Origin of the sequence: Lelliottia wanjuensis, assembly GCF_030238365.1 — a bacterium.
In the GTDB taxonomy this organism is placed as follows: Bacteria; Pseudomonadota; Gammaproteobacteria; order Enterobacterales; family Enterobacteriaceae; genus Enterobacter; species Enterobacter wanjuensis.
In genome coordinates, this window is the sequence record NZ_JASSOT010000064.1 from 72,324 (window position 1) to 98,791 (window position 26,468).

Annotated in this window: 45 protein-coding genes and 1 tRNA gene; 26 read left to right on the forward strand and 20 right to left on the reverse strand. The window is 52.0% G+C overall.

Annotated features, from left to right (window positions below; all coding sequences use genetic code 11):
• Nucleotides 1-196: 196 nt before the first annotated feature.
• The 13 genes from QQF33_RS16550 to QQF33_RS16610 form a co-directional block, all read right to left on the reverse strand.
• Nucleotides 197-559 (reverse strand): DUF5448 family protein, encoded by a 363-nt coding sequence (locus QQF33_RS16550; RefSeq protein ID WP_285150083.1) that lies wholly within the window; start codon nt 557-559, stop codon nt 197-199.
• Nucleotides 559-957, reverse strand: a complete 399-nt coding sequence (locus QQF33_RS16555; RefSeq protein WP_285158222.1) for a hypothetical protein — start codon at nt 955-957, stop codon at nt 559-561. Before QQF33_RS16555 ends, QQF33_RS16550 begins: the two co-directional genes overlap by 1 nt.
• On the reverse strand, nt 947-1,420 hold the full coding sequence (locus tag QQF33_RS16560) for an XF1762 family protein (protein ID WP_285158223.1): 474 nt from the start codon (nt 1,418-1,420) through the stop codon (nt 947-949). Before QQF33_RS16560 ends, QQF33_RS16555 begins: the two co-directional genes overlap by 11 nt.
• Nucleotides 1,421-1,425: 5 nt before the next feature.
• Complete coding sequence (locus QQF33_RS16565; RefSeq protein ID WP_285158224.1) at nt 1,426-1,851, reverse strand: HNH endonuclease; 426 nt, start codon at nt 1,849-1,851, stop codon at nt 1,426-1,428.
• A gap of 1 nt (nt 1,852) precedes the next feature.
• The gene (locus QQF33_RS16570; protein ID WP_285158225.1) at nt 1,853-2,326 is read right to left on the reverse strand and encodes an ead/Ea22-like family protein; all 474 of its coding nucleotides are present in this window, start codon (nt 2,324-2,326) and stop codon (nt 1,853-1,855) included.
• Nucleotides 2,323-2,547, reverse strand: a complete 225-nt coding sequence (locus tag QQF33_RS16575; RefSeq protein ID WP_285158226.1) for a hypothetical protein — start codon at nt 2,545-2,547, stop codon at nt 2,323-2,325. Before QQF33_RS16575 ends, QQF33_RS16570 begins: the two co-directional genes overlap by 4 nt.
• Before the next feature lie 3 nt (nt 2,548-2,550).
• Entirely contained in the window at nt 2,551-3,093 is a 543-nt protein-coding gene (locus QQF33_RS16580) for an HNH endonuclease (protein WP_285158227.1), read from the reverse strand.
• Complete coding sequence (locus QQF33_RS16585; protein ID WP_285158228.1) at nt 3,090-3,305, reverse strand: hypothetical protein; 216 nt, start codon at nt 3,303-3,305, stop codon at nt 3,090-3,092. Before QQF33_RS16585 ends, QQF33_RS16580 begins: the two co-directional genes overlap by 4 nt.
• 310 nt (nt 3,306-3,615) lie before the next feature.
• Complete coding sequence (locus QQF33_RS16590; RefSeq protein ID WP_285150091.1) at nt 3,616-4,461, reverse strand: ATP-binding protein; 846 nt, start codon at nt 4,459-4,461, stop codon at nt 3,616-3,618.
• 2 nt (nt 4,462-4,463) lie between these two features.
• Nucleotides 4,464-5,312, reverse strand: a complete 849-nt coding sequence (locus QQF33_RS16595) for a replication protein (RefSeq protein ID WP_285158229.1) — start codon at nt 5,310-5,312, stop codon at nt 4,464-4,466.
• A 55-nt stretch (nt 5,313-5,367) separates the two neighbouring features.
• The gene (locus QQF33_RS16600) at nt 5,368-5,832 is read right to left on the reverse strand and encodes an HNH endonuclease (protein ID WP_285158230.1); all 465 of its coding nucleotides are present in this window, start codon (nt 5,830-5,832) and stop codon (nt 5,368-5,370) included.
• The gene (locus QQF33_RS16605; RefSeq protein WP_285158231.1) at nt 5,832-6,119 is read right to left on the reverse strand and encodes a CII family transcriptional regulator; all 288 of its coding nucleotides are present in this window, start codon (nt 6,117-6,119) and stop codon (nt 5,832-5,834) included. Before QQF33_RS16605 ends, QQF33_RS16600 begins: the two co-directional genes overlap by 1 nt.
• Before the next feature lie 131 nt (nt 6,120-6,250).
• Nucleotides 6,251-6,436 (reverse strand): Cro/CI family transcriptional regulator, encoded by a 186-nt coding sequence (locus QQF33_RS16610; RefSeq protein ID WP_252687509.1) that lies wholly within the window; start codon nt 6,434-6,436, stop codon nt 6,251-6,253.
• A gap of 79 nt (nt 6,437-6,515) precedes the next feature.
• On the opposite strand from QQF33_RS16610, the gene QQF33_RS16615 reads away from it, so the two are divergent.
• From QQF33_RS16615 to QQF33_RS16715, 21 genes are all read left to right on the forward strand, one after another.
• Nucleotides 6,516-7,166 carry a LexA family protein gene (locus QQF33_RS16615; protein WP_285158232.1) on the forward strand — a complete coding sequence of 217 codons (651 nt, stop codon included), beginning with the start codon at nt 6,516-6,518 and terminating at the stop codon, nt 7,164-7,166.
• 348 nt (nt 7,167-7,514) lie between these two features.
• Entirely contained in the window at nt 7,515-7,838 is a 324-nt protein-coding gene (locus QQF33_RS16620) for an antitermination protein N (RefSeq protein ID WP_285158233.1), read from the forward strand.
• A 56-nt stretch (nt 7,839-7,894) separates the two neighbouring features.
• Nucleotides 7,895-8,125 carry a hypothetical protein gene (locus QQF33_RS16625; protein ID WP_285158234.1) on the forward strand — a complete coding sequence of 77 codons (231 nt, stop codon included), beginning with the start codon at nt 7,895-7,897 and terminating at the stop codon, nt 8,123-8,125.
• Between the two features lie 49 nt (nt 8,126-8,174).
• A complete protein-coding gene (locus tag QQF33_RS16630) occupies nt 8,175-8,342 on the forward strand; it encodes a hypothetical protein (RefSeq protein WP_285158235.1) in 168 nt (55 codons plus the stop codon).
• A 345-nt stretch (nt 8,343-8,687) separates the two neighbouring features.
• The gene (locus tag QQF33_RS16635; protein WP_285158236.1) at nt 8,688-8,894 is read left to right on the forward strand and encodes a hypothetical protein; all 207 of its coding nucleotides are present in this window, start codon (nt 8,688-8,690) and stop codon (nt 8,892-8,894) included.
• The gene (locus tag QQF33_RS16640) at nt 8,891-9,052 is read left to right on the forward strand and encodes a hypothetical protein (protein WP_285158237.1); all 162 of its coding nucleotides are present in this window, start codon (nt 8,891-8,893) and stop codon (nt 9,050-9,052) included. Before QQF33_RS16635 ends, QQF33_RS16640 begins: the two co-directional genes overlap by 4 nt.
• A complete protein-coding gene (locus QQF33_RS16645) occupies nt 9,049-9,204 on the forward strand; it encodes a host cell division inhibitory peptide Kil (protein WP_285158238.1) in 156 nt (51 codons plus the stop codon). Before QQF33_RS16640 ends, QQF33_RS16645 begins: the two co-directional genes overlap by 4 nt.
• Nucleotides 9,191-9,421 carry a DUF551 domain-containing protein gene (locus tag QQF33_RS16650; protein WP_285158239.1) on the forward strand — a complete coding sequence of 77 codons (231 nt, stop codon included), beginning with the start codon at nt 9,191-9,193 and terminating at the stop codon, nt 9,419-9,421. The genes QQF33_RS16645 and QQF33_RS16650 overlap by 14 nt, the downstream gene beginning before the upstream one ends.
• Before the next feature lie 76 nt (nt 9,422-9,497).
• On the forward strand, nt 9,498-9,794 hold the full coding sequence (locus QQF33_RS16655; protein WP_285158240.1) for a host-nuclease inhibitor Gam family protein: 297 nt from the start codon (nt 9,498-9,500) through the stop codon (nt 9,792-9,794).
• Nucleotides 9,794-10,690 (forward strand): RecT family recombinase, encoded by an 897-nt coding sequence (locus tag QQF33_RS16660; RefSeq protein ID WP_285158241.1) that lies wholly within the window; start codon nt 9,794-9,796, stop codon nt 10,688-10,690. The genes QQF33_RS16655 and QQF33_RS16660 overlap by 1 nt, the downstream gene beginning before the upstream one ends.
• The gene (locus QQF33_RS16665) at nt 10,683-11,165 is read left to right on the forward strand and encodes a siphovirus Gp157 family protein (RefSeq protein ID WP_285158242.1); all 483 of its coding nucleotides are present in this window, start codon (nt 10,683-10,685) and stop codon (nt 11,163-11,165) included. The genes QQF33_RS16660 and QQF33_RS16665 overlap by 8 nt, the downstream gene beginning before the upstream one ends.
• 9 nt (nt 11,166-11,174) lie before the next feature.
• Entirely contained in the window at nt 11,175-11,324 is a 150-nt protein-coding gene (locus tag QQF33_RS16670) for a DUF1317 family protein (RefSeq protein WP_285158243.1), read from the forward strand.
• A gap of 2 nt (nt 11,325-11,326) precedes the next feature.
• Nucleotides 11,327-11,878 (forward strand): phage N-6-adenine-methyltransferase, encoded by a 552-nt coding sequence (locus QQF33_RS16675; protein WP_285158244.1) that lies wholly within the window; start codon nt 11,327-11,329, stop codon nt 11,876-11,878.
• Nucleotides 11,875-12,090 carry a hypothetical protein gene (locus tag QQF33_RS16680; protein WP_285158245.1) on the forward strand — a complete coding sequence of 72 codons (216 nt, stop codon included), beginning with the start codon at nt 11,875-11,877 and terminating at the stop codon, nt 12,088-12,090. Before QQF33_RS16675 ends, QQF33_RS16680 begins: the two co-directional genes overlap by 4 nt.
• Nucleotide 12,091: 1 nt before the next feature.
• Entirely contained in the window at nt 12,092-12,313 is a 222-nt protein-coding gene (locus tag QQF33_RS16685; protein WP_285158246.1) for a TraR/DksA family transcriptional regulator, read from the forward strand.
• An 11-nt stretch (nt 12,314-12,324) separates the two neighbouring features.
• Nucleotides 12,325-12,930 carry an ASCH domain-containing protein gene (locus QQF33_RS16690; protein ID WP_285158248.1) on the forward strand — a complete coding sequence of 202 codons (606 nt, stop codon included), beginning with the start codon at nt 12,325-12,327 and terminating at the stop codon, nt 12,928-12,930.
• Nucleotides 12,908-13,150, forward strand: a complete 243-nt coding sequence (locus QQF33_RS16695; RefSeq protein ID WP_285158250.1) for a DUF4222 domain-containing protein — start codon at nt 12,908-12,910, stop codon at nt 13,148-13,150. The genes QQF33_RS16690 and QQF33_RS16695 overlap by 23 nt, the downstream gene beginning before the upstream one ends.
• A 9-nt stretch (nt 13,151-13,159) precedes the next feature.
• Nucleotides 13,160-13,369: a hypothetical protein gene (locus QQF33_RS16700; RefSeq protein ID WP_282493758.1), complete on the forward strand. Its 210-nt coding sequence runs from the start codon at nt 13,160-13,162 to the stop codon at nt 13,367-13,369.
• A gap of 402 nt (nt 13,370-13,771) precedes the next feature.
• Nucleotides 13,772-13,966 carry a hypothetical protein gene (locus tag QQF33_RS16705; protein WP_285158251.1) on the forward strand — a complete coding sequence of 65 codons (195 nt, stop codon included), beginning with the start codon at nt 13,772-13,774 and terminating at the stop codon, nt 13,964-13,966.
• Nucleotides 13,967-14,026: 60 nt separating this feature from the next.
• Nucleotides 14,027-14,362 (forward strand): helix-turn-helix domain-containing protein, encoded by a 336-nt coding sequence (locus QQF33_RS16710; protein ID WP_285158252.1) that lies wholly within the window; start codon nt 14,027-14,029, stop codon nt 14,360-14,362.
• Nucleotides 14,245-15,402: a tyrosine-type recombinase/integrase gene (locus QQF33_RS16715; protein WP_285158358.1), complete on the forward strand. Its 1,158-nt coding sequence runs from the start codon at nt 14,245-14,247 to the stop codon at nt 15,400-15,402. Before QQF33_RS16710 ends, QQF33_RS16715 begins: the two co-directional genes overlap by 118 nt.
• A 15-nt stretch (nt 15,403-15,417) precedes the next feature.
• Here the strand turns inward: QQF33_RS16715 and QQF33_RS16720 are convergent.
• Nucleotides 15,418-15,494, reverse strand: a tRNA-Arg gene (locus tag QQF33_RS16720).
• Nucleotides 15,495-15,779: 285 nt separating this feature from the next.
• Between QQF33_RS16720 and QQF33_RS16725 the strand changes: the two genes are divergently transcribed.
• The 3 genes from QQF33_RS16725 to fimZ all read left to right on the forward strand — a co-directional run bounded on the left by QQF33_RS16725 (nt 15,780) and on the right by fimZ (nt 18,674).
• Nucleotides 15,780-16,514 carry an EAL domain-containing protein gene (locus QQF33_RS16725; RefSeq protein WP_285150505.1) on the forward strand — a complete coding sequence of 245 codons (735 nt, stop codon included), beginning with the start codon at nt 15,780-15,782 and terminating at the stop codon, nt 16,512-16,514.
• 220 nt (nt 16,515-16,734) lie between these two features.
• Complete coding sequence (locus QQF33_RS16730) at nt 16,735-17,244, forward strand: DNA-binding response regulator (protein ID WP_324723788.1); 510 nt, start codon at nt 16,735-16,737, stop codon at nt 17,242-17,244.
• A gap of 797 nt (nt 17,245-18,041) precedes the next feature.
• Nucleotides 18,042-18,674, forward strand: a complete 633-nt coding sequence (gene fimZ / locus QQF33_RS16735; RefSeq protein ID WP_282492532.1) for a fimbria biosynthesis transcriptional regulator FimZ — start codon at nt 18,042-18,044, stop codon at nt 18,672-18,674.
• 51 nt (nt 18,675-18,725) lie between these two features.
• Here fimZ and sfmF read toward each other — a convergent pair whose 3' ends face one another.
• The 6 genes from sfmF to fimA form a co-directional block, all read right to left on the reverse strand.
• Complete coding sequence (sfmF, locus tag QQF33_RS16740; protein WP_390888238.1) at nt 18,726-19,250, reverse strand: fimbria assembly protein; 525 nt, start codon at nt 19,248-19,250, stop codon at nt 18,726-18,728.
• Nucleotides 19,251-19,260: 10 nt separating this feature from the next.
• Complete coding sequence (gene fimH, locus QQF33_RS16745) at nt 19,261-20,259, reverse strand: type 1 fimbria D-mannose specific adhesin FimH (protein ID WP_390888239.1); 999 nt, start codon at nt 20,257-20,259, stop codon at nt 19,261-19,263.
• Between the two features lies 1 nt (nt 20,260).
• On the reverse strand, nt 20,261-22,828 hold the full coding sequence (locus tag QQF33_RS16750; RefSeq protein ID WP_285150506.1) for a fimbrial biogenesis usher protein: 2,568 nt from the start codon (nt 22,826-22,828) through the stop codon (nt 20,261-20,263).
• A 14-nt stretch (nt 22,829-22,842) separates the two neighbouring features.
• Nucleotides 22,843-23,535: a type 1 fimbria chaperone FimC gene (gene fimC, locus QQF33_RS16755; protein WP_282492535.1), complete on the reverse strand. Its 693-nt coding sequence runs from the start codon at nt 23,533-23,535 to the stop codon at nt 22,843-22,845.
• Nucleotides 23,536-23,578: 43 nt separating this feature from the next.
• Nucleotides 23,579-24,124, reverse strand: coding sequence for a type 1 fimbrial protein subunit FimI (gene fimI / locus QQF33_RS16760; protein ID WP_285158253.1), 546 nt, complete (start codon nt 24,122-24,124; stop codon nt 23,579-23,581).
• A gap of 65 nt (nt 24,125-24,189) precedes the next feature.
• A complete protein-coding gene (fimA, locus tag QQF33_RS16765) occupies nt 24,190-24,744 on the reverse strand; it encodes a type 1 fimbrial major subunit FimA (protein ID WP_282492537.1) in 555 nt (184 codons plus the stop codon).
• Nucleotides 24,745-25,050: 306 nt separating this feature from the next.
• Here fimA and folD point away from each other — a divergent pair, with 306 nt between their 5' ends.
• Nucleotides 25,051-25,917, forward strand: coding sequence for a bifunctional methylenetetrahydrofolate dehydrogenase/methenyltetrahydrofolate cyclohydrolase FolD (gene folD, locus QQF33_RS16770; protein ID WP_282492538.1), 867 nt, complete (start codon nt 25,051-25,053; stop codon nt 25,915-25,917).
• Between the two features lie 3 nt (nt 25,918-25,920).
• A complete protein-coding gene (gene ybcJ / locus QQF33_RS16775; protein ID WP_282492539.1) occupies nt 25,921-26,133 on the forward strand; it encodes a ribosome-associated protein YbcJ in 213 nt (70 codons plus the stop codon).
• Nucleotides 26,134-26,468: the final 335 nt, after the last annotated feature.

A 26,468-nucleotide genomic window follows, 5' to 3' on the forward strand; every position in this document is an offset into this window, starting at 1 on the left:
GGAAACGATGAATGCAGAAAGTCGCAGGTGCCGATAAGCATCTGTGACGGGTGATTTGATGTGTTCTTTGTGTGTAGCATGCGATTTCCCAATCGCATGCAGAGGTCTTACCGCCGGGCGTTCAACTCCGACGGCAAGACTATTTTGCCAGGATGTATAAATTAATCAATCGTTGCTTGACGTTGCGTCGAATGGGTTAGGCATCAACCAACTCTCCGACCCTATCCTGAAAGCAAATGTCGTCGTAGCGCTTTTCCTTTTCCCATGCATCAAAGTCAGACTGAGCAACTTCTTCCACGCGAAATACAACACCGACGATTCCTGTGCATTTGTTAACGTACTCACCTCCATCCTCCAGAGAGCTTTCGATAACCAATCCGGCAGTCTCTTTCAGGCATAAAAGGGCGCACTTGAGGTCCTTAAAATATCGGTGCTCTGTCATGCAAGACGTAACGCGATAAGTAATTACCTTTGGCTCTGCTTCTCTGCGCTTTTGCTCCCTCTCGATTGCATTGCGCATATCAGCTAGCTCGTGCTTAGTCATGGATGAGTAGTCCATCACTCAGCCTCCTGCTGCGGTGCTGCTGCGAGCATCCGCCGATAAACATCGTAAGTTCCGAACTGCTCGTCACCAGCCTCAAGCATTTCGTGGGTAGGCTCTTCTGGCACCATTACCCACCCATCTTTCACTGCGCCAGACTGCATGGCGGCACAGAAAGTGTTATGCATCCACTCAGCCCCGCTGAGCCAGTGAAGCCTTTTCTCTCCGTTCAACCACGATGGAATATCACTTTCTGTCGGCTTGCTGGGCACTACCTGCTGCGCGTTCCGGTATTCCTGAAGCTCGCGCAGCGCTGCGGCGACGTAATGGCTTTTGTGTTCATCAGCCCACAGAATCAAGCGAATGAGCGTCGCATTTGATATGCGCTCACCGTCTGTTAGTTTGTTATTTGTCATTTTGATGACTCCTTATTTCCCATAAAACACGAGCAACACCGCCATTTCCGAGAGGGTCACGCTTATCTTTTAATGCCACACTAGATGCCGCCCACCCAGCACGAGGCGGAATGTCCTTAACCCGCACAAAACCAACTGCGCGTAGCGATGCTCCGGATTCATCAGCCTGCGTGTAAGTGATGCAACGGCGGTATCCCATCGCTTTTGCAGCACGCCATACAGCACCGTAGAGCGCGCTATTTGCATTGCGCTCACCTGTGGTGCAAGTGCGGTTAATCTCCAGAGTGAGGCCGTCATCAAAGTGACGAGCTATCGGGCGACCGGCAGTCGCTACGCCTACGATCTCGCCTGAGCTATTTTTCAAGCCAATGCTGAACTTATGTCCACGCGGAGGCTTATTGTGTCGATGGTGAAGCCGCACAAACTCCTGAGCTATTCGCAATGAAATTGGTGAAATAATCATTTTGTTTAAGCCCCTTGCGGGGCCTCTCCGTTGTATTGTTCAAACCAGAAAATCACTGGCTTTTCGATAACTTCAATCAGGCCGAAACGCTCTGCTGTGCGAAAATTTACGCTGTATGCGCGGGCGCGCTCTGCCTGTGCCGCCACCTGCTCACGAAAGCCATCAACGGGAAATGTCGCTTTAAAGAGGTTGCATGGAGCGCATGCCGGGAAAAGGTTTTCGATAGCGTCGTTTTCAGGCCGCCAAAACTCTCCTGTAGCAACTGCACGGCGTGTACCGTCCGATTGCCGATCGCCAAACTCCCACTTACGCAACGCCGCTTCGACGTGGTCAGCATGCCAGCCCTTTTCCGGCAGTTCGCATCCGCAGTAAGCGCAACGGCCGCCGAATTTCATGCGCAGTTCTGCGCGCTGTTTTTTGGTTAGCGCCATGTCATTCCCCTTTCACTGTGATGCCAGCTGCGCGCTGTTCGTTAAACTGGCGGCGTGAATCCCATCCCCAGCAGAAAAATCCGTAGTATGTGCAATTATCTCCAACGGTCCACGCCTCTGATGCCAGTTCTTTTTTGACTTCATTCCATGCCCAGCCACGACAATAATCAGCGTCAGCATTCTCTTTAAAATTGATTGGATTGGCTGGACGCGACTCCAGCTCAGCAATCCGCTTCTCTGCGGCGTCCAAATCCGCACCCAACTTCTCCGCCATCTGAAACCAGTTAGCGCGCTGTTCTTCTTTGGCTTCCAGTTCATCCAGCAGCGCCAGCACGGTGTCAGGTGAACAATGCTGTATGAATCGAGTGATTGCCCTGGAATAGCCATCAGCATTTAAATCATCCTCGATACCTATCCATACCTCTGGCTCGGCACCATTCGCCGCTTCACGCAGCGCCTGCTTGTTTGTGCTCATTTGGCCTCCTGGCGAAGCTGGGTAGCGAATAACTGGAGATACAGCGATGCTGAGCGATGATGCTCTGCTGCGACTGGCGCTTCTTTCTCGCTGCGTTCCGCAAGCTGGTTTAACTCTGCGATAGCTGAATCCACACCGCTGGCCCGCACTTCAGACAGGATTGCGTCGAAATCAGATTCGTTATTGATGAGCCTTTCTCTTTCTAATTTTGATAATTTCATCAGTCAAATTCCTCTATATCTGCCATGGTTTGGGTGGAATCCGTGCTTAATCTCTGCGCCTTTTCTGAGAGCCACCGCCTCAAGAAGAGAGCTTCGCATGCCAAGCTCAATTGTTTTTTTGCCAACGGTTATTCTGGATCTCCACATGCCTTTATTTTCTACCCACGAAATTCCGGGGCATCCACAGGAGTTGTTGCGCTGAACTGGTCTATTTCTGTGCTGATCTGCTTGAGAAGCTAACCTGAGATTTTCAATGCGGTTATTTGTGGAATCTTGGTCAATATGATCAATGGTCATCCCTACTGGAATTGCACCATTCACCATTTCCCAGTACACCCTGTGAGCTTTGTATTTCTTCCCTTTAAACCCGATGTGAATGGTTCTATGCCCTGTATTATCGACATGCAGTGATCCTGCAACTTTCCCTAGGAACCTTTTGTTCCAGATAGCAAATGCTCTTTTCGAAGCGAATGAGGATGCAGGCCTTTCTTTCCATATTGCTATCCCTTCAAGAGGGAGGTAATTCAGTAATGAATGCCAATTCATATCCCAGCCCCCTTCAGCCCCGCATTCTCCGCAGCCAGCTGCTCCACCTTGCGCAGCAGATTCTCGATTGTGATATCTGCTGCGCGACCGTAGCGCTCGGATTCGGCGTAGTCTTCATGGCGAACGTATCCGCCATCATCTTTTTCAAGCATGGATAAATAACGGTATCCGTCTGAATCTCTATAACCTGCTGAGTAACGTTTAATGCTCATGCTTATCTCCCGCTCCTGATTTCTTTCAGGCGCTGATTAAATAGGTTGGTGAGGGGGTTTACTTCGTCTCGGCAATAACAGGCGTGTCGTTTCTTTGGCTCGTTTACCGGCCTGTCTTCGGGTGGAATGGCGTAATACCGGAACCGGCGCTCCATCCCTTCTCGGCGGAGTGTTTGTGCTTTAGTGAGGTTTGATAGTGCTGCTGAGGCGGAGCGCTTTGGTATTTTGGTGTCTCGGATGACGTCAGAGAGGTAGCAGCCTGGGTGTTTGGTGACATACTGGATGATTGCTGGTATCTGGCCGTTAGACCTCATGATTTGCTCCTGTAACTATCCCAGGTAAACGCCAGTGTGCATCCGCCGCCATCGTTCATTCGGTCAATCACGCGCTCACCAATGAACGCCGACAACTCGTCTTTGCTCTGGTTGCTGATCAGGATGGTTGGCTTCATGCGCTCGTATCGGGTGTTGATGATTTCGAACATGATCAGCTTCTCAGCGTCGCTGCCGAACTGCACACCTACCTCATCGATGATTAGCAGGTCTGGATGCGTGAAATGCTTAATCACGTCGTCCTCTGTGCGGGTTGACGTTTTCGACCAGGTGGATTTGTACTCTCTGGCAATTTTCAGCGCTGTCGTGAATACTGCGGAACTTTGATGCTCGGTGATCGCGTGTCTGGCAATTGCCAGCGCCAGATGGTTCTTTCCGGTGCCTGGCTTACCACACATCACCAGACCGCCGCCCTTCTGGAGTCGCTCGGGCCATTTGCTTGCGTAGGCCTGGCATACTCTTAGCGCGCGCCCTGCGTCCTCAGAGACTGCTTCGTAGTTCTGCAGCGTGCATCCACTGAATCGATCTGGGATATCAAGCCTGCGCAGAAGGTCTTCCACGTGTCGCTTTCGCGCTGACTCGTCGATTTGAATCTTCTCGGCCTGACGCTCAATAAGTTCTTCACGAATACAGCCCGGGCAGCGAGACGGAATGGTTGGAATCTTGATGTGCGATGTTGAAACCCGGCGGCGCTGCTTGAACTCTCCATGCTTATCGCAGTTAGCACTTTCAAAAAGCACTTCGCTGTTTGGGATATCAAGAGGCGGCTGGCCTAGCTCAACGAGTTGTTTCTCAAGCTGGGATATTTTTTCATCCAGTGTCATGTTCACTCCTGCGCCCAGGAAGGCATGTCAGATTGGCCGTAGTCTTTGGTGGCGAAGTTTTCAGGAATGGCTCGCTGTTGTGCTCTGAACTGCGACTGCCCTTTTGGCTGCTTAGGTTCAAAGATTCCTTGCCAGCCACTCGCTATGCTCTGGTTGATAACTTCTTCAGGTGTATATCCCTTTTCCCTGCTCCTGCCGAGTAGGTTGATTGCCATCGTCACGCTCTGCATGGACTTAATCGACTTTGCGATCTCCTTGCGATAGTTAACCCACGCAGTCCATGTTTCTGCAGAAAGCCAATCAGGCAACTCAACTGATAATGGGTCGAACTTTGGAGAAACTTTTTTGGGGGATATAGGGGGTTTATTAATATTGTCTTTAGTTGTCTTTAAAGAATGTCTTTTGTGTGTCTCTAACTTCGAGACTTCACTTGTCTCTAACTTGGAGACATTACGTGTCTCTGGTTTAGAGACAAAATTGCTAACTTGGAGACACTTGCTGAAATGCCATGCAGAAACCTCCTTGTTCACGCCAATTTTGTTACCTTCCAGAAACAGGCAATTCATTGAGAGCAGCTCTTTTTTCGCCTTGTTCACGTTCTGCCTGGACAGCCCGGTTAACTGAGCAATTTGCTCATCAGCGATGCGATCTGACTTCTTGTTGAACCCGTAGGTTTTCCGGATATACGCCAGCATCAACTTAAGCTGGCGAGCGGTTAAATCGGCGCTTGCAATAGCTTCCAGCAGCTCGTTAGCGATGCGAGTATATCCATCGTCGAGATCTGCCACGCGAGACTCCTGATATCCCGGCGCAGGTCCGGGAAAGTTGTATACTCTGGCGATATTTGCCATAATTACCTCGTTACTTGGCGTAACACAGTGTTTAAGGGCCTTTGAAGTTACCGCTTCAGAGGCTTTTTCTTTTCTTAACCTTCCACAGCTTCTTCAAAATGATCTTGCTGATGGTTGTCTGGCTTACTCCGTATTTCTTTCCAAGAGCAACGCCACCAAATTCCTTATGCCGAGGAATGTAAACTGCGAGAATTTCTTCAACTTGCTCGACTGTTAGTTTTGCCGACCCGTTTGTTTCCCCGACTGCCGAGCGACCTCTCTTTACGCGATCTCTGATATTGTCCATCGGCGTTCCGGTCTCTAAATGCGTAGGGTTTATGCATGATGGGTTGTCGCATTTATGTCGAATCACTAAGTCCTTAATCTCCTTTAAAGTAAGTCCGTGGGCCACGCAGAATGCGAACCTGTGCGCAAGGATGATTTCCCCTTTTACTTTCAATCTCCCATACCCTTTCGTGTTCAATGCCCCGGTCCAAATAAGGCAATCACTTCTCGTAGCTTGAGGGATAATTTTCAGCATTAGGCCTCCAGTTTTTCTATGTCGCAGCTGGGCGCTTTTTCATTTGTGAGGATTTCGGCAACCTGCTTAGCAAGCCGGGCCATGTCGTCATCAACGACTCCCCATTCCAGTACCGCTAAGAGCATCGACAGCTTCGGCAGCATGTTCTCTTTCCAGCGTGTGATTCCTGATTTATCCATTCCCAGAGCCTTGGCGACGTTAGTAGAGCCGCGCATAGCAATCTGATTCAGGATCCAGGACTCGATTTTTCGAGCCTGAGCTTTGTTTCGTGAGGTTGTGCTTTCCATTTGTGATAATTCCTTTGTGTTGAAATAGTGAAAAGGCCATGCGCATACACGCAGAGCCATAAAGACTTGTTGTTTTGAATCGCCCTTTTTCAGGGCTGAGATGTGATAAGAGCAGGTGATGCTTGGTACTTTTACGCGGCTGCCCGGTAAGCAGCCTCGTTGTATTTGAGAACGCCAGCTGTAACGACTTCCAGTCGATAGGCGTCTTTCTCAGGGATCACTTCTTTCCACTGTGAAACGGCGGCATCGCTAATGCCTAAAGCCTTCGCGACTGCGCGCTGGGTTCCGAAGTGGTCGATAACTTGTTTTTTGTACATGGACTCGCTCCGAAATAAAGAACACTTAAATTATCTACTAAAGGAATCTTAAGTCAAGAAGAATTAAGATGACTTAACTATGAATATGAAAACGATGGGCGAACGCATTCGTGCGCGACGCAAAGAGATGAAGATCCGACAGGACGCCCTGGGGAAGATGGTTGGCGTCTCTAATGCTGCTATATCGCAGTGGGAGAGGAGCGAGACAGAACCCAAGGGAGATAACCTTTTAGCTCTGGCTAAGGCTCTGAACTGCTCCCCAAACTACCTACATAATGGTGATAGCAGCCAATCAAACGTTGCCTATCACGGTACAAATAAACCAAAGGGAAGCTATCCTCTAATCAGTTGGGTTAGCGCGGGGCAATGGATGGAAGCTGTAGAACCTTATCATCGTCGAGCTATCGACAACTGGTATGACACCACTGTGGACTGCTCAGAGGAGTCTTTCTGGCTGGACGTTCAGGGTGACTCAATGACATCCCCAGTCGGCCTCAGCATTCCAGAGGGAATGGTGATACTTGTCGATCCTGAAGTTGAACCACGCAGCGGGAAGCTGGTTGTCGCTAAGCTGGAAGGCGTGAACGAAGCCACGTTTAAAAAATATGTTGTTGATGCCGGTCGCCGGTATCTGAAACCGCTCAATCCTCAATATCAGATGATTGAGGTTGATGGTAACTGCAAGATCATTGGTGTAGTCGTCGACGCCAAGTTGGTAAACCTACCATAAGGGCCAAACGGCCCTTTTCTATTTCCGCTCCCCCACACCTCCCCACCCAACAAAACCCTCAAACTTCATTTTCACACCACACTTAAAAAATAAATTAAGTTTTCTTCAAATACCCCTTGACCATTAAATTAAGATGTCTTAAATTTATCCCATCAGCAGGACGCACTACTCACCAGGACGGTGAAGCTCTTAAAAATCTGGCCCTGAAGAAGGGCAGCATTCAAAGCAGAAAGCTTTGGGGTGTGGCAGGTGCTTCGGCACAGCCTGGAAGCGGCAGGATGGATATTCGCATAGGCCTGCAAGGCGCGAACTGCCACACCACCAAAGCTAACTGACAGGAGATTCAAGATGGATGCACAAGCACGCCGCCGCGAACGCCGCGCAGAGAAACAGGCTGAATGGAAAGCTGCTAATCCCCTGTTAGTTGGGGTAAGCGCCAAGCCGGACACCCGCAAGATTCTCTCGCTGACTCGCAAGCCGAAATCACGCGTAGAAAGCGCTGTGAACCCGATTGATTTATCAGGGCTGGCTGAGTATCGGCAGGAGATGGAAAGACGCGCAGAAGCTGTTGAGCGCAAGAATCGCCGCACCTGGTACAAAGACAGCAACCCGTTTGGCAACAAGATTCACGCGGTGCAGAAATCACGCGGCAAATCGACCCCGCTGATTTGATATCGCAACCGCAAAGATTCTGTTACGGCACGTTAATTAACTTATGAGGTGAGGCAATGGCAATTAGCGGGAAAGTAAAAATTAAATCCATAAACGGAATCACGCCAGAAGGTGATGGATGGAATCGTAGCCTTGAAGTGGATTTTGATGACATGGAAATCTCTGACTCTTTCAAAGCAGATGAAATCGTCGGTGAATACAACGTCGATGATCTTCTGGAGGCCATTGGTGATGCAGATGTAGCTACCTGGCTGTCTGAGCAGGGTTATGAGGTTTCACTAGGTTAGGTCGCTACGGCGGCCTTTTTATTAGCTCACGAGACAAGAGGGTAAGGCGATGGATGAGAAGGTAGTGTTCCCGGCTGGCTTTAACAAGCTTATGTATGCGCTGACAAAACATGCTGCGCGCAACAGCTTCCGTGAATTTCTTGAAGAGTGGGAAATTGAAGATTACGACGAGATTAAGTCGTTTCTCGCGGAGAACGGAATAAAAACTTACTGCTAATAACTGCTCTACAGACCCGCTCCGGCGGGTTTTTTCTTGCTGATACCAAAGCATCTTCACGAGGGTGCTCCGTTATCAGGGCGGCTATCCACCGCTTAAATGTCTGCATATGCAGAGGTCTTTAGTTCAGCGGCGCGGCTTAAGCGCGGAGATGATTATGAAGTTGCTTACCGAATACGATATTGATTTGGTCTTATCCCATCACTTTCATAATCACGATGCAGCAATCAATACCATGGAAAAGGCCATAGCAATTTACTGGAATTTTCGCGGTAACAAAATTGCCAGATCAAGAATTCTGTCAGCTATAAAAACCATCAGATTTATCAGGACAAAGGATTAGTTATGCAACAAGAAACAGCATTCCCGACTGAAGAGAGCAATTACGAAAAGGTTTGGTCTTCACCTGGTATGACGCTGCGTGACTACTTCGCTGCGAAGTTCATGCAAGGTGTATGTGCAAACCCAGACAAGCTATACAGCGATGACCATCTGGCAGCAGAGGCGTATCAAATGGCCGACGCAATGCTCAAAGCTCGGGAGGCCTCATGACAGTCACTCACAACGGCAGACAGTACACCGTAACCAAAATGGCAGATGGCTATACGTGGCAGCTGGTGTCGGTCGATAAGCCTCGCGAGAAGTTAACCATGAACCGCTGGCAGATGCACGTTGCCGGATTGCTTGAGCAGGTGGAGGGTAAAGAATGATTAACCATTACTTACTGCAGGTTGCTCAAGGTGAGCTGGCGATTGCCGAAGTTATCGGTGACGGCAATCTCTGGGCCCGGGCAATGCAAAAGATGCGCGTGGCAATGGGTACTCCGAGATATAAGCGTGGAGGATCAAATGGAATGGATTAAGTGTAGCGACCGGATGCCAGATGAAGATACATACACGGTAATCGCTGACATAGGTAGTGAGGGTAATATTTATTGCGCTGCTGCTGCATGGTTTATACACGGAAGTTTCTCTCCAATGGATGGAGTCAGCGCTTCAAATTATGACGGAGGTGCTGCGATAGAGATTGATATGCATATCTCTCACTGGATGCCACTGCCTGACCTAAAGTCTGAATAACCCTCCCCCACTTTCATCACTCCCTGTCCGGCTATCGCAGACGGGAAGCGCACAACCAAATTTCAGGAGTTCAGCAATGAACGCATACCACGTGCAGGACAGAATCGAGGCCCAGAACTGGACTCGACACTACCAGCAAATCGCCCGAGAAGAGAAAGTGGCTGACCTGGCCAATGACCTTGAGAAGGGGCTGAAACTGAGGCACTTCGAGGGAATTTGTGTTGATGAGCTTCAGCGCTGCGGAGCGGACAAGAAAGCGATCAGCAAAGCATTTGATGATGACGTCGAATTTCAGGAGCGAATGGCTGCTCACGCCAGATATATGGCGGAGGTCATCGCAAAGCACCAAATTGATTTTGAGGAGAGCGAATAATGTCTCTCGGAATTGTTGAGTTTGTAAAACAGCAGGAGCCGCTATTCTGCGGCGCTCTGACTGACCAGTCGGTGACGTGGTCCAAGGAAAGCCAGTTCGCTATCCAGTTGTTCCAGAAGAATGACTATCTCGCCAAAACAGCGCTGGGCAACCCTACCAGCGCGCAGAACGCAATCATCAACGTAGCCGCCATCGGAATCACGCTTAACCCTGCAAGCAAGCTCGCCTATCTGGTTCCTCGCGACGGGATGGTGTGTCTCGATATCAGCTACATGGGCCTTCTTCACCTGGCACAAGCGACAGGGTCTATTAAGTGGGGCCAATGCAAACTGGTCTACTCGAATGACACGTACGAATCGAACGGACTCGATACCGCGCCAACTCACAAGTACAACGCATTCGGCGATCGGGGTGTTGTGGTCGGTGGTTACTGCACAGTAAAAACTCCTGATGGAGACTATCTCACGGAAGAGATGAGCCTGGCAGAAATCAAGGCAACGGAAGCAACCAGCAAGGCCAAGAACGGACCGTGGAAGAACTTCTGGGAAGAGATGGCACGCAAGACCATCGTAAAACGAGCCAGCAAATACTGGCCCCGCGCCGACCGCCTGGATAACGCGATTCACGTTATCAATGAAGATGAAGGAATTCATCAGGAACCGGTTATGCCTCACAAGTCAGAAGATGAAATTCGCGAGGATGAGCGCCGCCGACAACAGGAGGTAATCGACCAAGTGCAAGAGCTTTGTGACGACATGGCGAAAACTGAAACCATGGATGATCTGAAGCGCATTTTTGCTGACGCGTATAAACGAACTGCAGGCATGAAACTGCAGCAGAACGTCCAGGCTATTTATGCCGAATGCAAATCAAAACTGGAGGTGACAAGTGAGTAAGCTTTACGAAATCGCCAACAGCTACGCAAAGCTGATGGATTCAGACTTTGACCCGGAATCGATAGCCGACACACTGGAAGGAATGGAGGGTGAACTGACCGACAAAATCGAGCAGTTGCTGGCTATCTGCAAGAACGAAACAGGATATGCCGAACGCCTCAAGGAAGAAGCAAAATCACTCAACGAGCGAGCAACTGCAATCAACAACAAAGTTGATAGTCTCTACGCCTACATCGCATCGTCTCTAGAAGTGATGGGAATGAAAAAGATTCGTGCCGGGTTGCATCAGGTCACTCTTCGCGCCCCTTCCGAATCAGTAGAGATTACCGATGAATCTTCACTGCCTCCGCAATTTGTCGAGTACGAAACAATTATCAAAGCGGACAAGTTGGCAATCAAGCATCAATTGAAGGCTGGCATTGCTATCCCTGGCGCGCAAATAAAACTCGGCAAGCCTTCACTTATCATCAAGTAGGCGGAAAACATGAAACACGTACACGACAAAATCCGTGTCGGACGGATAACTCTTGTCTATTCCGTCATCCAAAGAGGCTGGGTATATCCCGGTCTCTCTGTTATCAGAAACCCTCTCAAGGCCCAGCGCATTGCAGAAGAGATGAACGCTAAGGGGTAGCCATGACCGATTACACCGGGAGTAACACGCCAGCTGATCAGCGTGATTTATGGCGGACTCCACCGGCACTATTCACCGTGCTAGATGCGGAGTTTTGTTTCCAACTGGATGCGGCCGCCGCGCCACACAATGCGCTATGCCGAAAGTTCATTACTGCTGAGCAGGACACGCTCACAACTCCGTGGTCCGATCACATAGCCGCACAGGGTTATGCCTGGCTGAATCCGCCATATTCAGATATCACGCCGTTCGTGAAGAAGGCAGCCGCCGAGAACGGAAACCAGATCGGCACTGTGATGCTAGTTCCGGCAGACACATCGGTTGGCTGGTTCAAAGAAGCGATGCAAACGGCTAGTGAGGTGCGTTTCATCACCGCCGGTCGACTGGCATTTATCAACCCGGTCACAGGTAAGCCGGTAAGCGGCAACAACAAAGGGTCGATGCTAATCATCTGGCGACCTTTCCCGCGTACTCACTGTGAATTCACGACTATCGACCGTGACGAGTTGATGTCATTCGGCAACAAATTATTAGCGCGACGGGAGGCTGCATGACCGAAGAGCAAAACAACGCATTACGCGCCACTGCCCGGCGATGCAACGAAGAGCTGAAGGCAGCAATGGCGCAGAGGCCCAAGCCGAAGTTTGACGCCGTGAGTAGACCGTTACTGGCGAAGCACTTCGAGAAGATAAAGGGACTTGGTGTCCCTTTTTTATTGTTCGTCTACACCATTGGCAGGATTAACGGCCAGTTTCGGGAGCACTGAAATGACTGACATCATTGATAACGCGTCGGCACTGGAAGATTTACACCGTGACGCCGCACTGAGTATGCACAGGCTAGACCATAGCGCAGTATCAGCAACGCACTGTATTGAGTGCGATGAAGCTCTCAGCGATGAGCGCAGGAAAGCGTATCCGGGATGCACGATGTGTGTGGCATGCCTTGAGATTGTGGAGTTACGGAATAAGCAGAGGGGGATTCAGTGAAAGAGCGCGGAATGATTTTTAACGGTGAGATGGTGCGCGCAATCCTTGACGGCAGAAAGACACAAACGCGTCGAATTGTCAGTGAGCGGCATCTTAACCTTATCGATTTAGGTTCTCAGATAGGCGAATGCTACCCTTTGGAATGTGGAATAGACCATGAAAACAGCCAGAGCTATTACCGTGAACATTGTCCATTTGGCAATCCGGGCGATCGCATATGGGTGCGCGAAACGTGGGCTGAAGCTGGTGCTGGCGCGCCGGACCTGAAACTTTATCGAGCGAATTACCCTTCGCACGTTCCAACTCATTACGAGAATGTACCTCCGGTTGATGAAATACGCTGGACTCCATCAATTCACATGCCCCGCTGGGCCAGTCGCCTCACACTGGAGATTACCGGCGTGCGGGTAGAGCTCTTAGCCAGCGTAAGCGATGACGATGCGGGAAAAGAAGGTTATCCCGAAAATCCAGCGCCTTACGGCGGAGGCATGGATAAATGGCTCTGGTTCCGCCAGTTATGGGACAGCATTTATCCTGATCAAAGCTTCAAGCATAACCCTTGGGTATGGGTAATCGAATTTAAGGTGGTGCCCAATGTTCAGGATAATCCAGCCTAACTCATTCTACGTAGATACCAACGGCTCCCTCTGCAAAATCCTCCGCACCAAATCCGACACAGTCCACTATCAGCGAAACGGTCATAACTGCATAGCCAGCATGATGCGATTTCAGCATGATTTTGAGTATGTCGATGGTGCGGAGTTAAAGCAGATATGGGACGACATCGAAACGACGGCACACATTAAATCGCTACGTGCAATGCAGCGCGTGGCATGAGGAGAGAGCATGAACTTAACGATAAAGCAGATTTACGAATTGGCATGTTTTGCAGGGCTATCTTGCTCCACTCCAGAGGAGGCGCAAGTTGATGCAGAAACAGAGTTGAGCATCGATAGCGGAGTCATTCAGGGTGATGGTGACGACGAAGATTACAACGGCCTAAGAGCTTGTTATGCCGACTACCCAGAAGAAGGTTATATCCCGCTTGAAGATTGACGCAACTTATAGCCGGCTCCAGTGAGCTGGCTATTGGGTGCGAAAGCGCCGCCTCCATCCCCATTTTGCCCTCCATGTGAGGGCATTCTTTTTGGGAGTAAATCATGCAATCGAATCCCATCATCTGGCTCGTCATTGCTCTCAATGCTCTGGGGGCCTTCATCTCATTTCTACACGAACCGGCAGGTGTGCAATGGCTAAGTATGCTGTGGGCGCGTTAGTCCAGCTTAAGACTGGCGGAATACATGGATACGTTGAGAGCCAGATCGAACCAGATAGCGAGCATCCGAAATACTGGTGCCGATGGGATTCAGGGAGCTACCAGGTGCACAACGAAAACGAACTACGGGCTGCCACTGTAGACGGTCCGCAACTGTATAAGAGAATGGATTAGGAGAAGGTATGAAGCAAGATTTAACAAAAAGAGAGATAAACATGCTTTCGACATTTCTGGCTAGGACTCGCTTTTGGCGTGTTCTTCCTCAAACTGCAAGCGACCTCTGGGATTCGGGATTTATTAAGCCCACTAAATTCGGGATGGGGAATTTCCAGATCACAGATAAGGGCCGCCAGTACCTCAAGGCACTCTCTGAATGATTAATGCCCATTTATGACCGACCCGCCACATGGCGGTTTTTTATTGCCTGGAGATAACCAATGGTTTCAGCAAAGCCAATCACCGCGCAACAGGCGGCGGAACTCCTGATCGTCTCGCCCCGAACTATATACCGGCTTATCGATTCTGGTGAACTGGCCGGCAAAAAGGTGGGCAACAAATATCGGACTACCGATGCAGCCTGTATTGCGTATTTAAATGACCCGCGCGATCCTGTTGTCGCGAGCGCGGGTGAGCATAAAGGAGAGAATTTATGTCAATCACCCTCAGAGGCGGAGTATGGCACTGTCATTTCGTTACGCCGTCAGGGCAAAGAATTAGAAGGTCTCTTGGCACGGGGGACAAGAAACAAGCACAGGAGTTGCACGACCGGCTGAAGTCGGAAGCGTGGCGGGTAGATAAGATTGGAGAGTTGCCGACAAGGACGTTTGAGGAGTGTTGCATCCGGTGGATTCGCGAAAAGGACCATAAGCGATCGCTGGATGACGACAGAACAAAGATTGAGTATTTCCTGCGGCACTTTACCGGTCGTGATGTTTCAACCATCACAGCTGAGCAGGTGCATGACGCTGTTTCGAAAATGGTGAATCGTAAGCATATCCAGATATGGGAGTCGCGCAGGGATGCGGCTATTCGCCGCGGAAAGGAGCCGCCGGCATATGCAGACAAACCGGTAAGTCAGGCAACAAAGAGCCAGCATCTGTCATTCATGCGGTCGTTGTTAAAGGCGGCTGCCGATGACTGGGGCTGGATAAAGTCGGCACCGGCTATCAAAACTAGAAAGCCGGTAAGCAAACGGATCCGGTGGCTAACCAGGGATGAGGCCGAACGGCTAATCGAATGCATGCCAGAGAGCATTAAGCCAGTGGTGATATTTGCACTGGCTACCGGCCTGCGCCGCTCCAACATCATTGATCTGGAGTGGCAGCAGGTCGATATGCAGAGAAAGGTTGCATGGGTAAATCCAGAGAACGCAAAAGCGGGCAAGGCTATCGGCGTGGCTCTGAATGATACCGCATGCAGGGTGTTAAGGGATCAGATAGGGAAGAGTTCACGATGGGTATTTGCTCACACTAAAGCCGCCACGCGTCCAGATGGAACGTTAACTCCAGCCGTGAGGAAAATGCGTGTCGATGACAACAGCGCGTGGAAGATTGGACTGGCGAAGGCCGGGATTCAGGATTTCAGGTTTCACGACCTGAGACACACATGGGCAAGCTGGTTAATTCAGTATGGCGTTCCGCTTTCTGTTCTGCAGGAAATGGGCGGCTGGGAGTCGATTGAAATGGTGCGTCGATATGCTCACCTTGCGCCTAACCATTTAACGGAACACGCGCGGAAAATTGATGCCATTTTTGGCAACCATGACACAGATATGACACAAGGGGAAAATCAGGCGGGATTGAAACTGGCGTAACTCACTGTTTCTTCATGGTACGCCCTGTAGGATTCGAACCTACGACCTACGGCTTAGAAGGCCGTTGCTCTATCCAACTGAGCTAAGGGCGCACTGAGAGAAGTGCACTTGCGGTGTGAAACGCCTGGAATTATACGGTCAATGGCAAGTGAGTCAATGCCTTTTAGCGCGATCGCCTGGCTTCTCACCTAAGCCGCCTCAATCCCCCATTAATACGCCTGTTTTTTCTCCATTCCTCTCATATTTCTGCCACTTGCCCGCGCTGCGAAAAGCCTTAACCCTCTTTAAGTAACGCCTGCTATTTTCAGAAGACAATCACCGTCACACTCGTCAGCGGTATCCCGGCACCAGGAGCCGGAAGATAACAGGACAGTGTTGTGACCGCCTCAGCCCCCCGTTTTCCTTCTGATCCGTCAGAAAGCCGCTTTCCTCCGCTAAAAGGCGTCTCGCCAGAGATTGTCGGCATCAAACTCGAACCCATTGTGGCCCTCTCCTCTTCCCGCGTCGTCGGTATGGAGCTCCTCAGCCAGCTCGCTTCGCCCGAACAAAGCGAAACATTTTTCCAGCATCAGTCGGTGAAACAGTGCATTAGGTTACTGGAAGTGCAGCTCGCGGCCCTCAAAAACACAGGTTACGCTAATCATCTTTTCATCAACCTGCCGATAACCGTATTTATGGAGCCGGATTATTTTGCCCGGATCCTGCCGCTGCTTAACGCCGGACAGAACATTGAAATCGTCGAACCGGGTCTGTTCTTCCAGCTGCCTGCGGAGTTACGCGAACGGGTGACCCGACACTGGGGGATGTTAGCCGATCGAGGCTGCCGGATTTGGCTGGACGACGTGAACACCGCCTCCCTCAGCCCATTTTTGTCACGTCAATTGCCGTTATGCGGCGTCAAGATCGATAAGATGGCGTTCTGGCGTAAAAGATCAACGCCCGCGCTGGCTGAGCTGGTGAATCTTTGCGCGCAGGTGGCGAACAATGTGTTGATTGAAGGCATCGAGTCAAAAAAGGATCGGGAATACGCGCTGCAGGCAGGGGCGGAATTCGGTCAGGGATATTACTGGCCCTCTGTAGGCTGGTCTGAGGAGAAAAAGAGATTAGCCTGAGAGAGAATCAATGCGCATGACCGTACGCCGCTACCGGCGTCGTCGAAAAGGGAGCGATTCGCTGGGTTTTTCCGATGTCCGTTCCCGCGCCCCTTTTTTTGACCGTCTTGTATACCTGAGTCAATCCATCAATCAGACACGCAGACCCGACGCACCCTTTATGCTCCTCGTCACGCACGATCAATTCCTGCAGACGGGAATTCAGTGCGGCCCTGCCCCTATGAAACATTGCTGCGGATACGACACCCTGGAATCAGCCTTCAGCGCGCTGGAGAACTGGCCGTCGGCACGGCTGGTCGTCGACATTGAAAGCCGGACGCTGCCGCTATTAGAGATGCTTGATGCCCTGCGCCGCATCATCTTGTACCCGCCGTTTACCGCCGTCAGTCTGCTGGTTCGCGCCGATGACTACGACGCCCGAATCATGTGTAAAACCAGCGGCCCTTTCGAGGTGCTGGAGCGGCAGCTGCCTGCTCAGGCGCTGCAGCACGCACTGGCAACCACCCTTCCCCCGGTTAACCATCGCAGCGTCTATTTTTCGCGTGAAGAGTGGACCATCCTGCAATTTTTATCTCAGGGCGAGTCGCTACGAAATATCGCCCTCTTCCACCAGCGCCCCTATAGCCGCATTGTTTATCGTCTTGGGCGGATCCTGAGTAAACTGGGATTACATCACCGTCAGGAATTACTGCATCTTCTGCATCGCCTCGCCGTATCCCCGTCTTATTAACCCCTTAATTCCTAAAGAACGTTAGGAAATTACTTACGCAAAGCATTAAAAACATGTTTCATTTTAACATTCTGTTAAAGATTACAACTATTCCTAATCCCGCCTTTCTCTCAATGCAAATCTCTGACTAACGCAGGTAATCCAGGATTTTCATCCAGAAGTTAAGATTTAATTTAATCCGTTAAGAAGATGATAAGGATGTAAAGACGTGAGTATTCAAGGACTCGCTAAAACGGGCGATCCTTGGTGGCAGGAGATCCTGCTGCAGTCGGAGGGAATTTTTGCTGAAAGGTGCACAGCACTTTCAAATGAAGGTCTCGCGCGCAGTGAGGAAAGATTTTTTCCGACTTTGTGGCCCAGGAATTTCCGCTGAAAGCGCTTAAAATAGCAACATTATATTAACATTGAGCGGATTCTATTATTTTTTGCAATTACATAAATAGGATAATCTCTGTTAAGAGCAATAACTGGTTATTTAGCCCAAATTTAAAATCATCGCTTTCCGTCCTCAGAAGATCATATTAAGAAACACTCCGCAGTTAATTTACAGGCTTTTCGGAGAAAACTTACACGGTATAATAAGCATGTTCTCAATGAGAATAAGAAATACCTTTACTCATCAAAGAAATTTAAATTTGGCAGACAGGCCGAATCAATTTTCATCACAACGTAAACAAGGATGCTTTCGCTTTTTCCAGGGAAATACCCCGTATAAGGATCTGCAGAATTATCCTTCCGGCATACCAGGCGCCTTTGTACCGATCTCAATTGCGCTTTCACAACCTGAGGCATAAAAAATGAAACCGGCATCCGTTATCATTATTGACGAGCACCCGATCGTCAGAATGTCAATCGAAGTTCTGCTCCAGAAAAATAAGAACATTGAGATTAAACTCAAATCCGGTGACAGCCATGAAGCGCTGGACTACATCCGCAATCACCCTATCGATCTGGTGATCCTCGACATCGAACTACCGGGCACGGATGGGTTCTCTTTACTGAAGAGAATCAAAAACTTAAACGAGGATATTAAAATCCTGTTCTTGTCCTCTAAATCAGAATCATTTTACGCCGGGCGCGCCATGCGTGCGGGTGCAAATGGATTTGTAAGCAAACGAAAGGATTTGGGAGATATCTATAACGCGGTGGAGATGCTACTGGCGGGGTATTCTTTCTTCCCCTATGAAACCCTGAGTTTTATAAACCATCAGGGCTCACACCGGGGAGCGATAAATGACATGCCATTATCTAACCGGGAAGTCACCGTCTTACGTTTTCTGGCTAATGGATTATCCAACAAGGAAATCGCCCAGCAATTACTGCTTAGCAACAAAACAATTAGCGCACACAAGTCAAACATCTATTCGAAATTAGGTGTGCAGACTATCGTTGAGCTTATTGATTATGCCAAAGCCCACGAGCTGTTATAATCTGAAAGCACTCCCTGCCGCTCAGGCGAGTTTCAGGGAGTGCAGTTAGTCTTAATTATAGTTAATCATAAAGGTCGCATCCGCATCTGCACGACCTGGCTGCGGATTATTGGCTGTGGCAATGTAATTCGCATAAAAGTCCAGAACGGCATTACCCTGCGCGTCTACCACCACGTCCTGACTCGCCTGCTGTAGCGGCAGACGCGTTTTATCCCGGTCGCGGATCTCCACCGCCACATTGCTCGCCTGGCTGGCATCATTGAGCGCCAGCAGCTCCGGGTCCTGCGGATCTGTCTTCCCCGAAAAAGTAATCGACGCCGCCCCCGGCGGGCATCCCGTCAGCTTTAAGGTGAAGGGCATCGCCTGCGTACGGCTGCCGGTGGTACTCAGCTGCTTTGTCGGCCAGGTGCCCAGCGTCACTGATTTGTCGCTGTCGCTCCCTTCCGCCACGCAGGTGAAATCCACAATGTTGCCGTACAGCTCAATGTTGATCTCCCCGAGCGGGGTATCCGCCAGCGCGCCGCCCGATGTCATACCCGCAAGCGCCATTGCGGCGAGTAAAAACCGTCTCTTCATCGCCCTCTCCTTAGTCGTAATCCACGCGCAGATAGCCGCGGGAAGTGAAGCGCCCTTCGCTCGGTTTGTTCCCGGTGATACTCACCGGCCAGGCGCTGATGCCGACCACCGCCGAGGCGTTGTTATCCAGGCGGAATGGGATCTTGCTGGCGAGGTTATTTGGCGTGAGCGGCGTGCCGCTGGTCGTGGCGACGATAAACCCTAAATCCGGGTTATCGGAAACCAGTGCGTTTCCGGACACTTTTTCCGCCTCGACGCGCATCGTGAGATAGGCATTCGCTTCCACGTTGGTGCACTTGATGGCAACGGTCTGGGTTTTCGGGTTGATCCCCTGCGGGCGATTCCCGGCCCCGGCCTGGCTGAACAGCGACGCGCCGATATCACCAAAATCAAACTCCACCACTTTCCCGGCGTTAATCGCGCAGCTCTGCGGCACCTGGATGGTTCCGCTGTAGCTGATGGTGTAAACCGGCGTGGTGAGCGGGTCCGATGAGGTGGTGGTGACGTACACGCGGAACATCACCTGACGCGGGATCACCACCATATTGATAAACCGTCGCGTCACCTTGAGGCGAAACACCAGATTCGAGTCATTCACCGGGAACGGCTGATGTTTAGACACGTTCGGGTGGCTGCCCATCTGAATGAAGTTTTGCGGCGGATAAAACACCCCGGCATAGCTGTCGGTGATCTTCATCGCCCCATCAAGATAATCATTCAGCTTCAGGTACTTGTAGCCGTCAATGGTGCTGGTGATCGGGAAATCGGTGACGTAACTACGTTTGGTGGTATTGCCCGAGGTGCCCGAAGGACACACGGCGTTAACCCCCACCCACTGTGATTTTTCAGCCAGGGTGACGATCTGCCCGACCTGGTTGTTGGAGCTGTTAAAGGTGTTCGTTAAATCGTAAGAGATATCAGTGGGGACACCGTTTTGGTTGGCGCAGACCGTGGCCAGCGCCTGCGTGGCAGGAAACCAGGGCAGCAGCGCCGCCATCAGGTATCTCATCTTAATCACAGCGGATCTCCTTCATCGTGATCGCCTGTTGCAGGCTCTTTTCTGGCAAGTCATAGGACGCGCGGCACTGGGCGTTCGCGCCATTGCCCCACTGCACCAGTAACTCCCCGCGCAGCGGCAACCCGCTGAGATAGGCCTGCCCGTCATCGCCCACCATGCTGGTGACGCCGCTTTCGGTTTCGCGAACCACGGCCCCGAATGGCACCGGCTGATTGCCGCGCATCAGGGTCAGCAGGGCACGCACGCCAATGCGCGTGTCAAAGCTCGCGCGAACCAGCGCCCCGTTAGTCGGCACCACGCTGCTGACGTTGTTTTCGATATCGGTATTGTTGTTCATGGTATTGGTGTCCAGCGCCACGCGGTTGTAGCGATAGACCGTGGCGTAAGGCATCACGGCATAACCGCGCCAGTCGGTTTTCACCCCGGTCTGGTTTTCGATGTTCACCCCGGATGCGCCCGGCGCTTTAATCAGCACGTTGGTATCGCCCAGCGGCTGGCTGAACGTCACGCCGTCCGCGTGGCCCACCACGCCGCCGGACATCTGCCAGTTCAGGTCATGCTGGTCGCGGGAATAGTTATACCCGGCCCCGAAGGTGCCGTAGGTCGCCTGCCAGTTAGCGCTGGCGCTCCCGCTTGCCCCGTTGGTGCTGGTGTGTCCCTGGCTGACGCTGTAGGTCAGGTTTCGGTCTTCCAGCAAGGTGCCGCTGACCCCGGTCTGCCAGCTGGTATCGCCATCGCTGTTGCGACTGGCGGAGGCCGTGGCGTAGGCGCGGTCGATGGCGCTGTCACGGCGGAAACCGTGGCGGGTAAACAGGCTGAACGGCACAGAGACGTTAAATGAGGCCAGCTTATCGGTGCCACCGATGCCCACCGCCTGGTTCCACGACCACGAGACGGAATAGCTCACGCCCTGCCAGCCTCCGGCGTAGCCCAGCTGATACCAGGTGCTGGAATCGCTGGTTCCCCAGTAGGTCTGCTCGCTGCCGGAGACGTAGAGCGAACCGTAATCCCCCAGCGACTGGGAGATGTTCACCTGGAAGCGCCCTTTTTTGTTCCACGTCAGGTTGTGATAGCTCTGCACGTCCGACGTACCGTCGTCGTTCTTGTCGTCGCTATATTGGTAGCCCTCCATGGTTTTCCACGCCACGTCATCGAGGGTGTAAAACCCTTTCGTCGAATAGCGATAGCCCAGGAGCTGGAAGTTGGTACCGAAACCGTTGAGTGATTTAGCGTACAGGAAGCGCAGGGATTGCCCTTCGTGACGGCTGTCATCGGCCAGCTGGCTGCGAGCCTGGGTGAGATCGAGGGAGACCGCCCCCCAGTCACCGAGGTTTTTCCCCGCACCGAGCGCGATAGAGGTATAGCGCGAAGCGAGCTGGGTGCCGCCATACAGCGTGTAGCCGTTGCCCAGGCCCGCAATCATCGTTCCCTGGGTGAAGAACGGCGTATCCTGATCGTCGTTGCCGCTGCGGTAATCCCCGGCAACCAGATCGTATTTCAGACGGCCTTCACGCTGTAACAGCGGCACGGTGGAGTACGGCACGGTGTAGTGCTGCGGATTGCCGTCTTTCTCTTCCACGGTCACATCAAGGTCACCGCTCGAGGAGGTCGGGTTCAGATCGCTGATGGCAAACGCCCCGGCCTGGACATAGCTCTGGTAGATAACGTAGCCGTTCTGGCGAATCACCACTTTTGCTGGCGTGCGGGCGATCCCGCGTACGGTCGGCGCGTAGCCCTGCATGCTGTCCGGATACATACTGTCGGACGAATACATGCGCAGACCGCGAAAACCGAGGCTGTCGAACACATCGTTGCCGGTATTGCTGTCGCCGAGCACCAGCTCGCTTTTCAGCGGGATCACCGTGCGCTGCGCGGAGGTGCTGATATTCTGCCACTCGTTCTGGCTTTGACCGTTGCTTTGCGAGTAACGCCACGCGCCGTTATTGCGCAGACGCCACGGGCCATAGTTCAGGCCGCTTTGCAGGTTCAGATAGTAGCTGTTGTCATCGTCATTGCCCCGGTTGCCGGAAAAGCTGTAGTTGAGCAACAGGGCCGGGATCCCCTCGTCCCACTGGTCCGGCGGAATGTAGCCGCGCGCGCTGTTCTGCATCGCCACCTGCGGCAGGTTGACGTTAAGGCGCAGGGAGGCAAAGTTGAACGCGATTTCGGTGCCGGGGATCGCCGTCGTCAGCGGAATGCAGGTATCTCCGGTGGCCTTCGTCAAGTCCGGAAACGCACTAATATTGACGCCAAAGCGGTCGAGCATCGCGCGCGTGATACACGGCGACAACCCGCCAGCGACGGGCGGGGTCTCTTCTGCAGCCGTCTCAAAGCGGACATCCTGAGCGCCGAGAAATTCATCGTTACGCCAGATATCCACGCGATAGGTGCCAGGTGCCTGCTGATGCCCCTGCTCAAAGCGCGATAAATCCGCCACGCCTGCCGTGTCTTCCGACAAAAACGCGGGGTTGAAATAGCTCTGCGCCCACACCATCGCCGGGCAGAGCACCGTCATCACTGCCAGCGCACACGGGCGGAAGCGCCATCGTGGATTATTCATCACTCTGACTCGGCTCAAAGACTGACGCGACGCGCAGGAGTGATAGCGCCGTAGTCATTCACGCTCTGCCAGGACAGCGCACCGCTGGCCCCCGTCGGCAGGGTCTGCTGCGCGGAGTTCTTCGGCGCAATCATGATATTTTCCAGCTTCTGCCCGCCCAGATACAGGTTCACCAGCGTCACGTAATAGGGCGAGGCGTTGCTGACTTTCAGGTGGTTTCCCGCCCGCTCAAAACGGAGCTGGGACAGAGCCTCTTCGGGCGGCATCGCCAGGTTTTTTGGTCGCACAAAGAGTTTGATGCGCGACAGGATCGCCAGCTGCAGCACGTTTTTCCCTTCCAGATTGTCTTTGTTGACGGAGGGAATGGCTTTGACGTTCATGTAGAAAAGGGATTCGCGATCGGCAGGCAGCTGCGGACCGGCGTAGATAATACGCAGCGTGTTTTCGCTGTCCGGCTCGCTGACAAACAGCGGCGGCGTCACCGCAAAGGTTTTTTCTTTCTGGCCGCGGTCATTTTCGATCCACGCGTTGACTAAATAGCGCTCTTGTTTATTGCTGTTCGTAATGGCGAGCGAAGTCTGTTTAGCCTCCGCCGGATAAATAACCCGCGTGGCCCCCAGGGCAATCCCACCGGACGCCTGAACGGGCAGAGAAATCATCATTAAAATAAACGAAACAATCAGTCCTGGTTTTATTAGAGTGTTCATCACAACTATACCTTTACTATTAAGTTCGCAGGTGTGTACGACGTTATGGATAAATCAACGTAAACCAGACATCCGACTGAATATTGCCCGGCACAAGGTGTTCTGAAATAGCCCGATAGCGAGCGCTGAAATGAAATGTCACCTCAGGAGTGTCTATCGGCAACATCGTGGTTGCGGTGGCATTAGGGATAATCTGGCGCTGCTGCGAATCAAATAACGCCAGCCCAATTCCGCTGCTGACGCGACTATCGCCGGGCCGGGAGGTCGCCAGAAAAACCTGCGGATCTTCTGCGGGCGTGACGCCCTCAAACATCATCCCCACCGTGCGCGACACGTCCACGCTGCAATCCACCAGCCGTAAGGTAAAGGGCACTGCTACCGTTGAAAAACTGCCGACGCTGGTAAAGGAGTTTGTGCGATATTGCCCCATTTCCACGCGCAGGCTTTGGCTCTCAGGCGCCACGGCACAGCCGCCGTTAACCAGCTCGCCTTTCATCTGTACCCGCCCGCCGTCTACCACCACCGTATGCGCCAGCGCTGGGATCGCAGCGAAGATGGACAGCAAAAACAGGAGCCATTTTCTGGTCATCCTTAGCCCTCGATATGCTTCAAACAGGCCTCTTCCCTGAGGCCGGGTCATCCCTGAAGCGCGGTTTATTCGTATTTCATCACGAAGGTAGCGTCCGCGTTGGCCTGACCAGGTTCAGTGGTCGCCGCAGTGGATTTGTAACGCGCGGTAAAGTTCAGGGTGTTAGTGCCTTCAATCAGCGTTTTCGCTGCGGAGAAGGTGGCACCGTCTGGGGTCAGGGTGCTGGAAGAGCTGTCGAGGATTTCGATACCAACACCTTTCGCGGTGTTGTCGTTATCGCCTGCGGTGACTGCCAGCAGGGTTTTATCGGTAGCATCGATCTGGCCGGTGAACGCAACGGAAGCGGTTGCCGCAACAGTCGGGTCACAATCATTCAGTTCAATGGTGAACGGAATATTGGAGGTGGTATCACCTACTTTGGTGAATTTCGCCGTACGATATTGACCCAGGGTCACAATCTGATCCGCAGATTCAGTATTTACCGCACAAGCTGCGTTAACTAATTCACCTTTAAAGTGAACGGTACCGCCATTTACGGATACGGGATCCGCTGCATGTGCGGCACCCGCAACTAATACCAGCGATGCGATGACGGAAGAAGCAATATTGCTAAATTTCATATCTGTTCCTTTGAATGTAATAAGCCCTTCCCGCGTTAATTCGGGAATTAAAAACACAATCAATTGCACAATTGAATGTTTATTTTGGAAGCATCAAAGTAGCCTGGTAACGAATATTAAAACAGGTCAAAACACTGGCATTAATCCAGGCTACATCCTAATTTGCCTTAGGAAAAGACCATTCAAAGCACAGGGTTTAGCGCCTGATTGTGGAAATCTCTCAATGGGTGACTGACAGCGGGCCTCGCTTCTGACAAAATATAGGCAATCCCCCTTTCAAACGTTACAGACGGAATCCTCTCTCTGATGGCAGCAAAGATTATTGACGGTAAAACGATTGCGCAGCAGGTGCGCTCTGAGGTCGCGGAAAAAGTGAAGGCGCGTACAGCGGCCGGAAAACGCGCTCCAGGGTTAGCCGTTGTGCTGGTTGGTAGCAACCCGGCATCGCAAATTTATGTCGGCAGTAAACGCAAAGCATGTGAAGAGGTGGGCTTCGTCTCCCGTTCCTACGATCTGCCTGAAACCACCAGCGAAGCAGAACTGCTTGAGCTGATTGATACCCTGAACGCCGACGAGGTGATCGACGGGATTCTGGTGCAGTTGCCGCTGCCTGCGGGCATCGACAACGTGAAGGTGCTGGAGCGCATCGCGCCGGACAAAGACGTGGACGGTTTCCATCCGTACAACGTCGGTCGTCTGTGCCAGCGCGCGCCGCGTCTGCGTCCGTGTACGCCGCGCGGGATTGTGACCCTGCTCGAGCGCTACAACATCGACACCTACGGCCTGAACGCCGTGGTGATTGGCGCGTCCAACATCGTTGGCCGTCCGATGAGCATGGAGCTGCTGCTGGCCGGTTGCACCACCACCGTCACCCACCGCTTTACCAAAAACCTGCGCCAGCACGTCGAGAATGCCGACCTGCTGATCGTGGCCGTCGGTAAGCCGGGCTTTATTCCGGGTGAGTGGATCAAAGAAGGCGCGATCGTCGTGGACGTGGGCATTAACCGTCTGGAAAACGGCAAAGTGGTGGGAGATGTGGTTTATGAAGATGCCGCTGCGCGCGCGTCTTACATTACCCCCGTACCGGGCGGCGTCGGTCCTATGACCGTGGCGACCCTGATTCAGAATACATTGCAGGCATGCGTTGAGTATCACGACGTAGAGGAAGCGTAAAAGATGGCAACATTTTCATTAGGTAAACACCCGCACGTAGAACTGTGCGATCTGCTCAAACTGGAAGGCTGGAGCGAAAGCGGCGCGCAGGCGAAGATTTTTATCGCTGACGGGCTGGTCACCGTCGACGGCGTGGTAGAAACCCGCAAGCGCTGCAAGATTGTCGCCGGCCAGACGGTAAGTTTCCAGAACCAGAGTATTACGGTTACCGCCTGAGTTCGCCCCATGCCCGGTGGCGCTGCGCTTACCGGGCCTACTTGTTTTTGTAGGCCGGGTAAGGCGCAGCCGCCACCCGGCATGAGCACCGCACCACGCTGATGCCCTCACCCCAACGCTCTCCCACGGGAGAGGGCGAAAACATTAAAAACGGCAACGATGTTGCCGTTTTGCGTTTACCTCCATAACGATTAATTCTCGATCAACTTCAAAGAATCACTATTTCGTTTGCTCAAATGTGAAAATTAAGTTGCGCGAAATTCTGGCTTCTCTCACGATAAGTAGAACGTTCTACTAAAACGTTCTACTTACAATAACAGCGCCTCTCAAAGCGC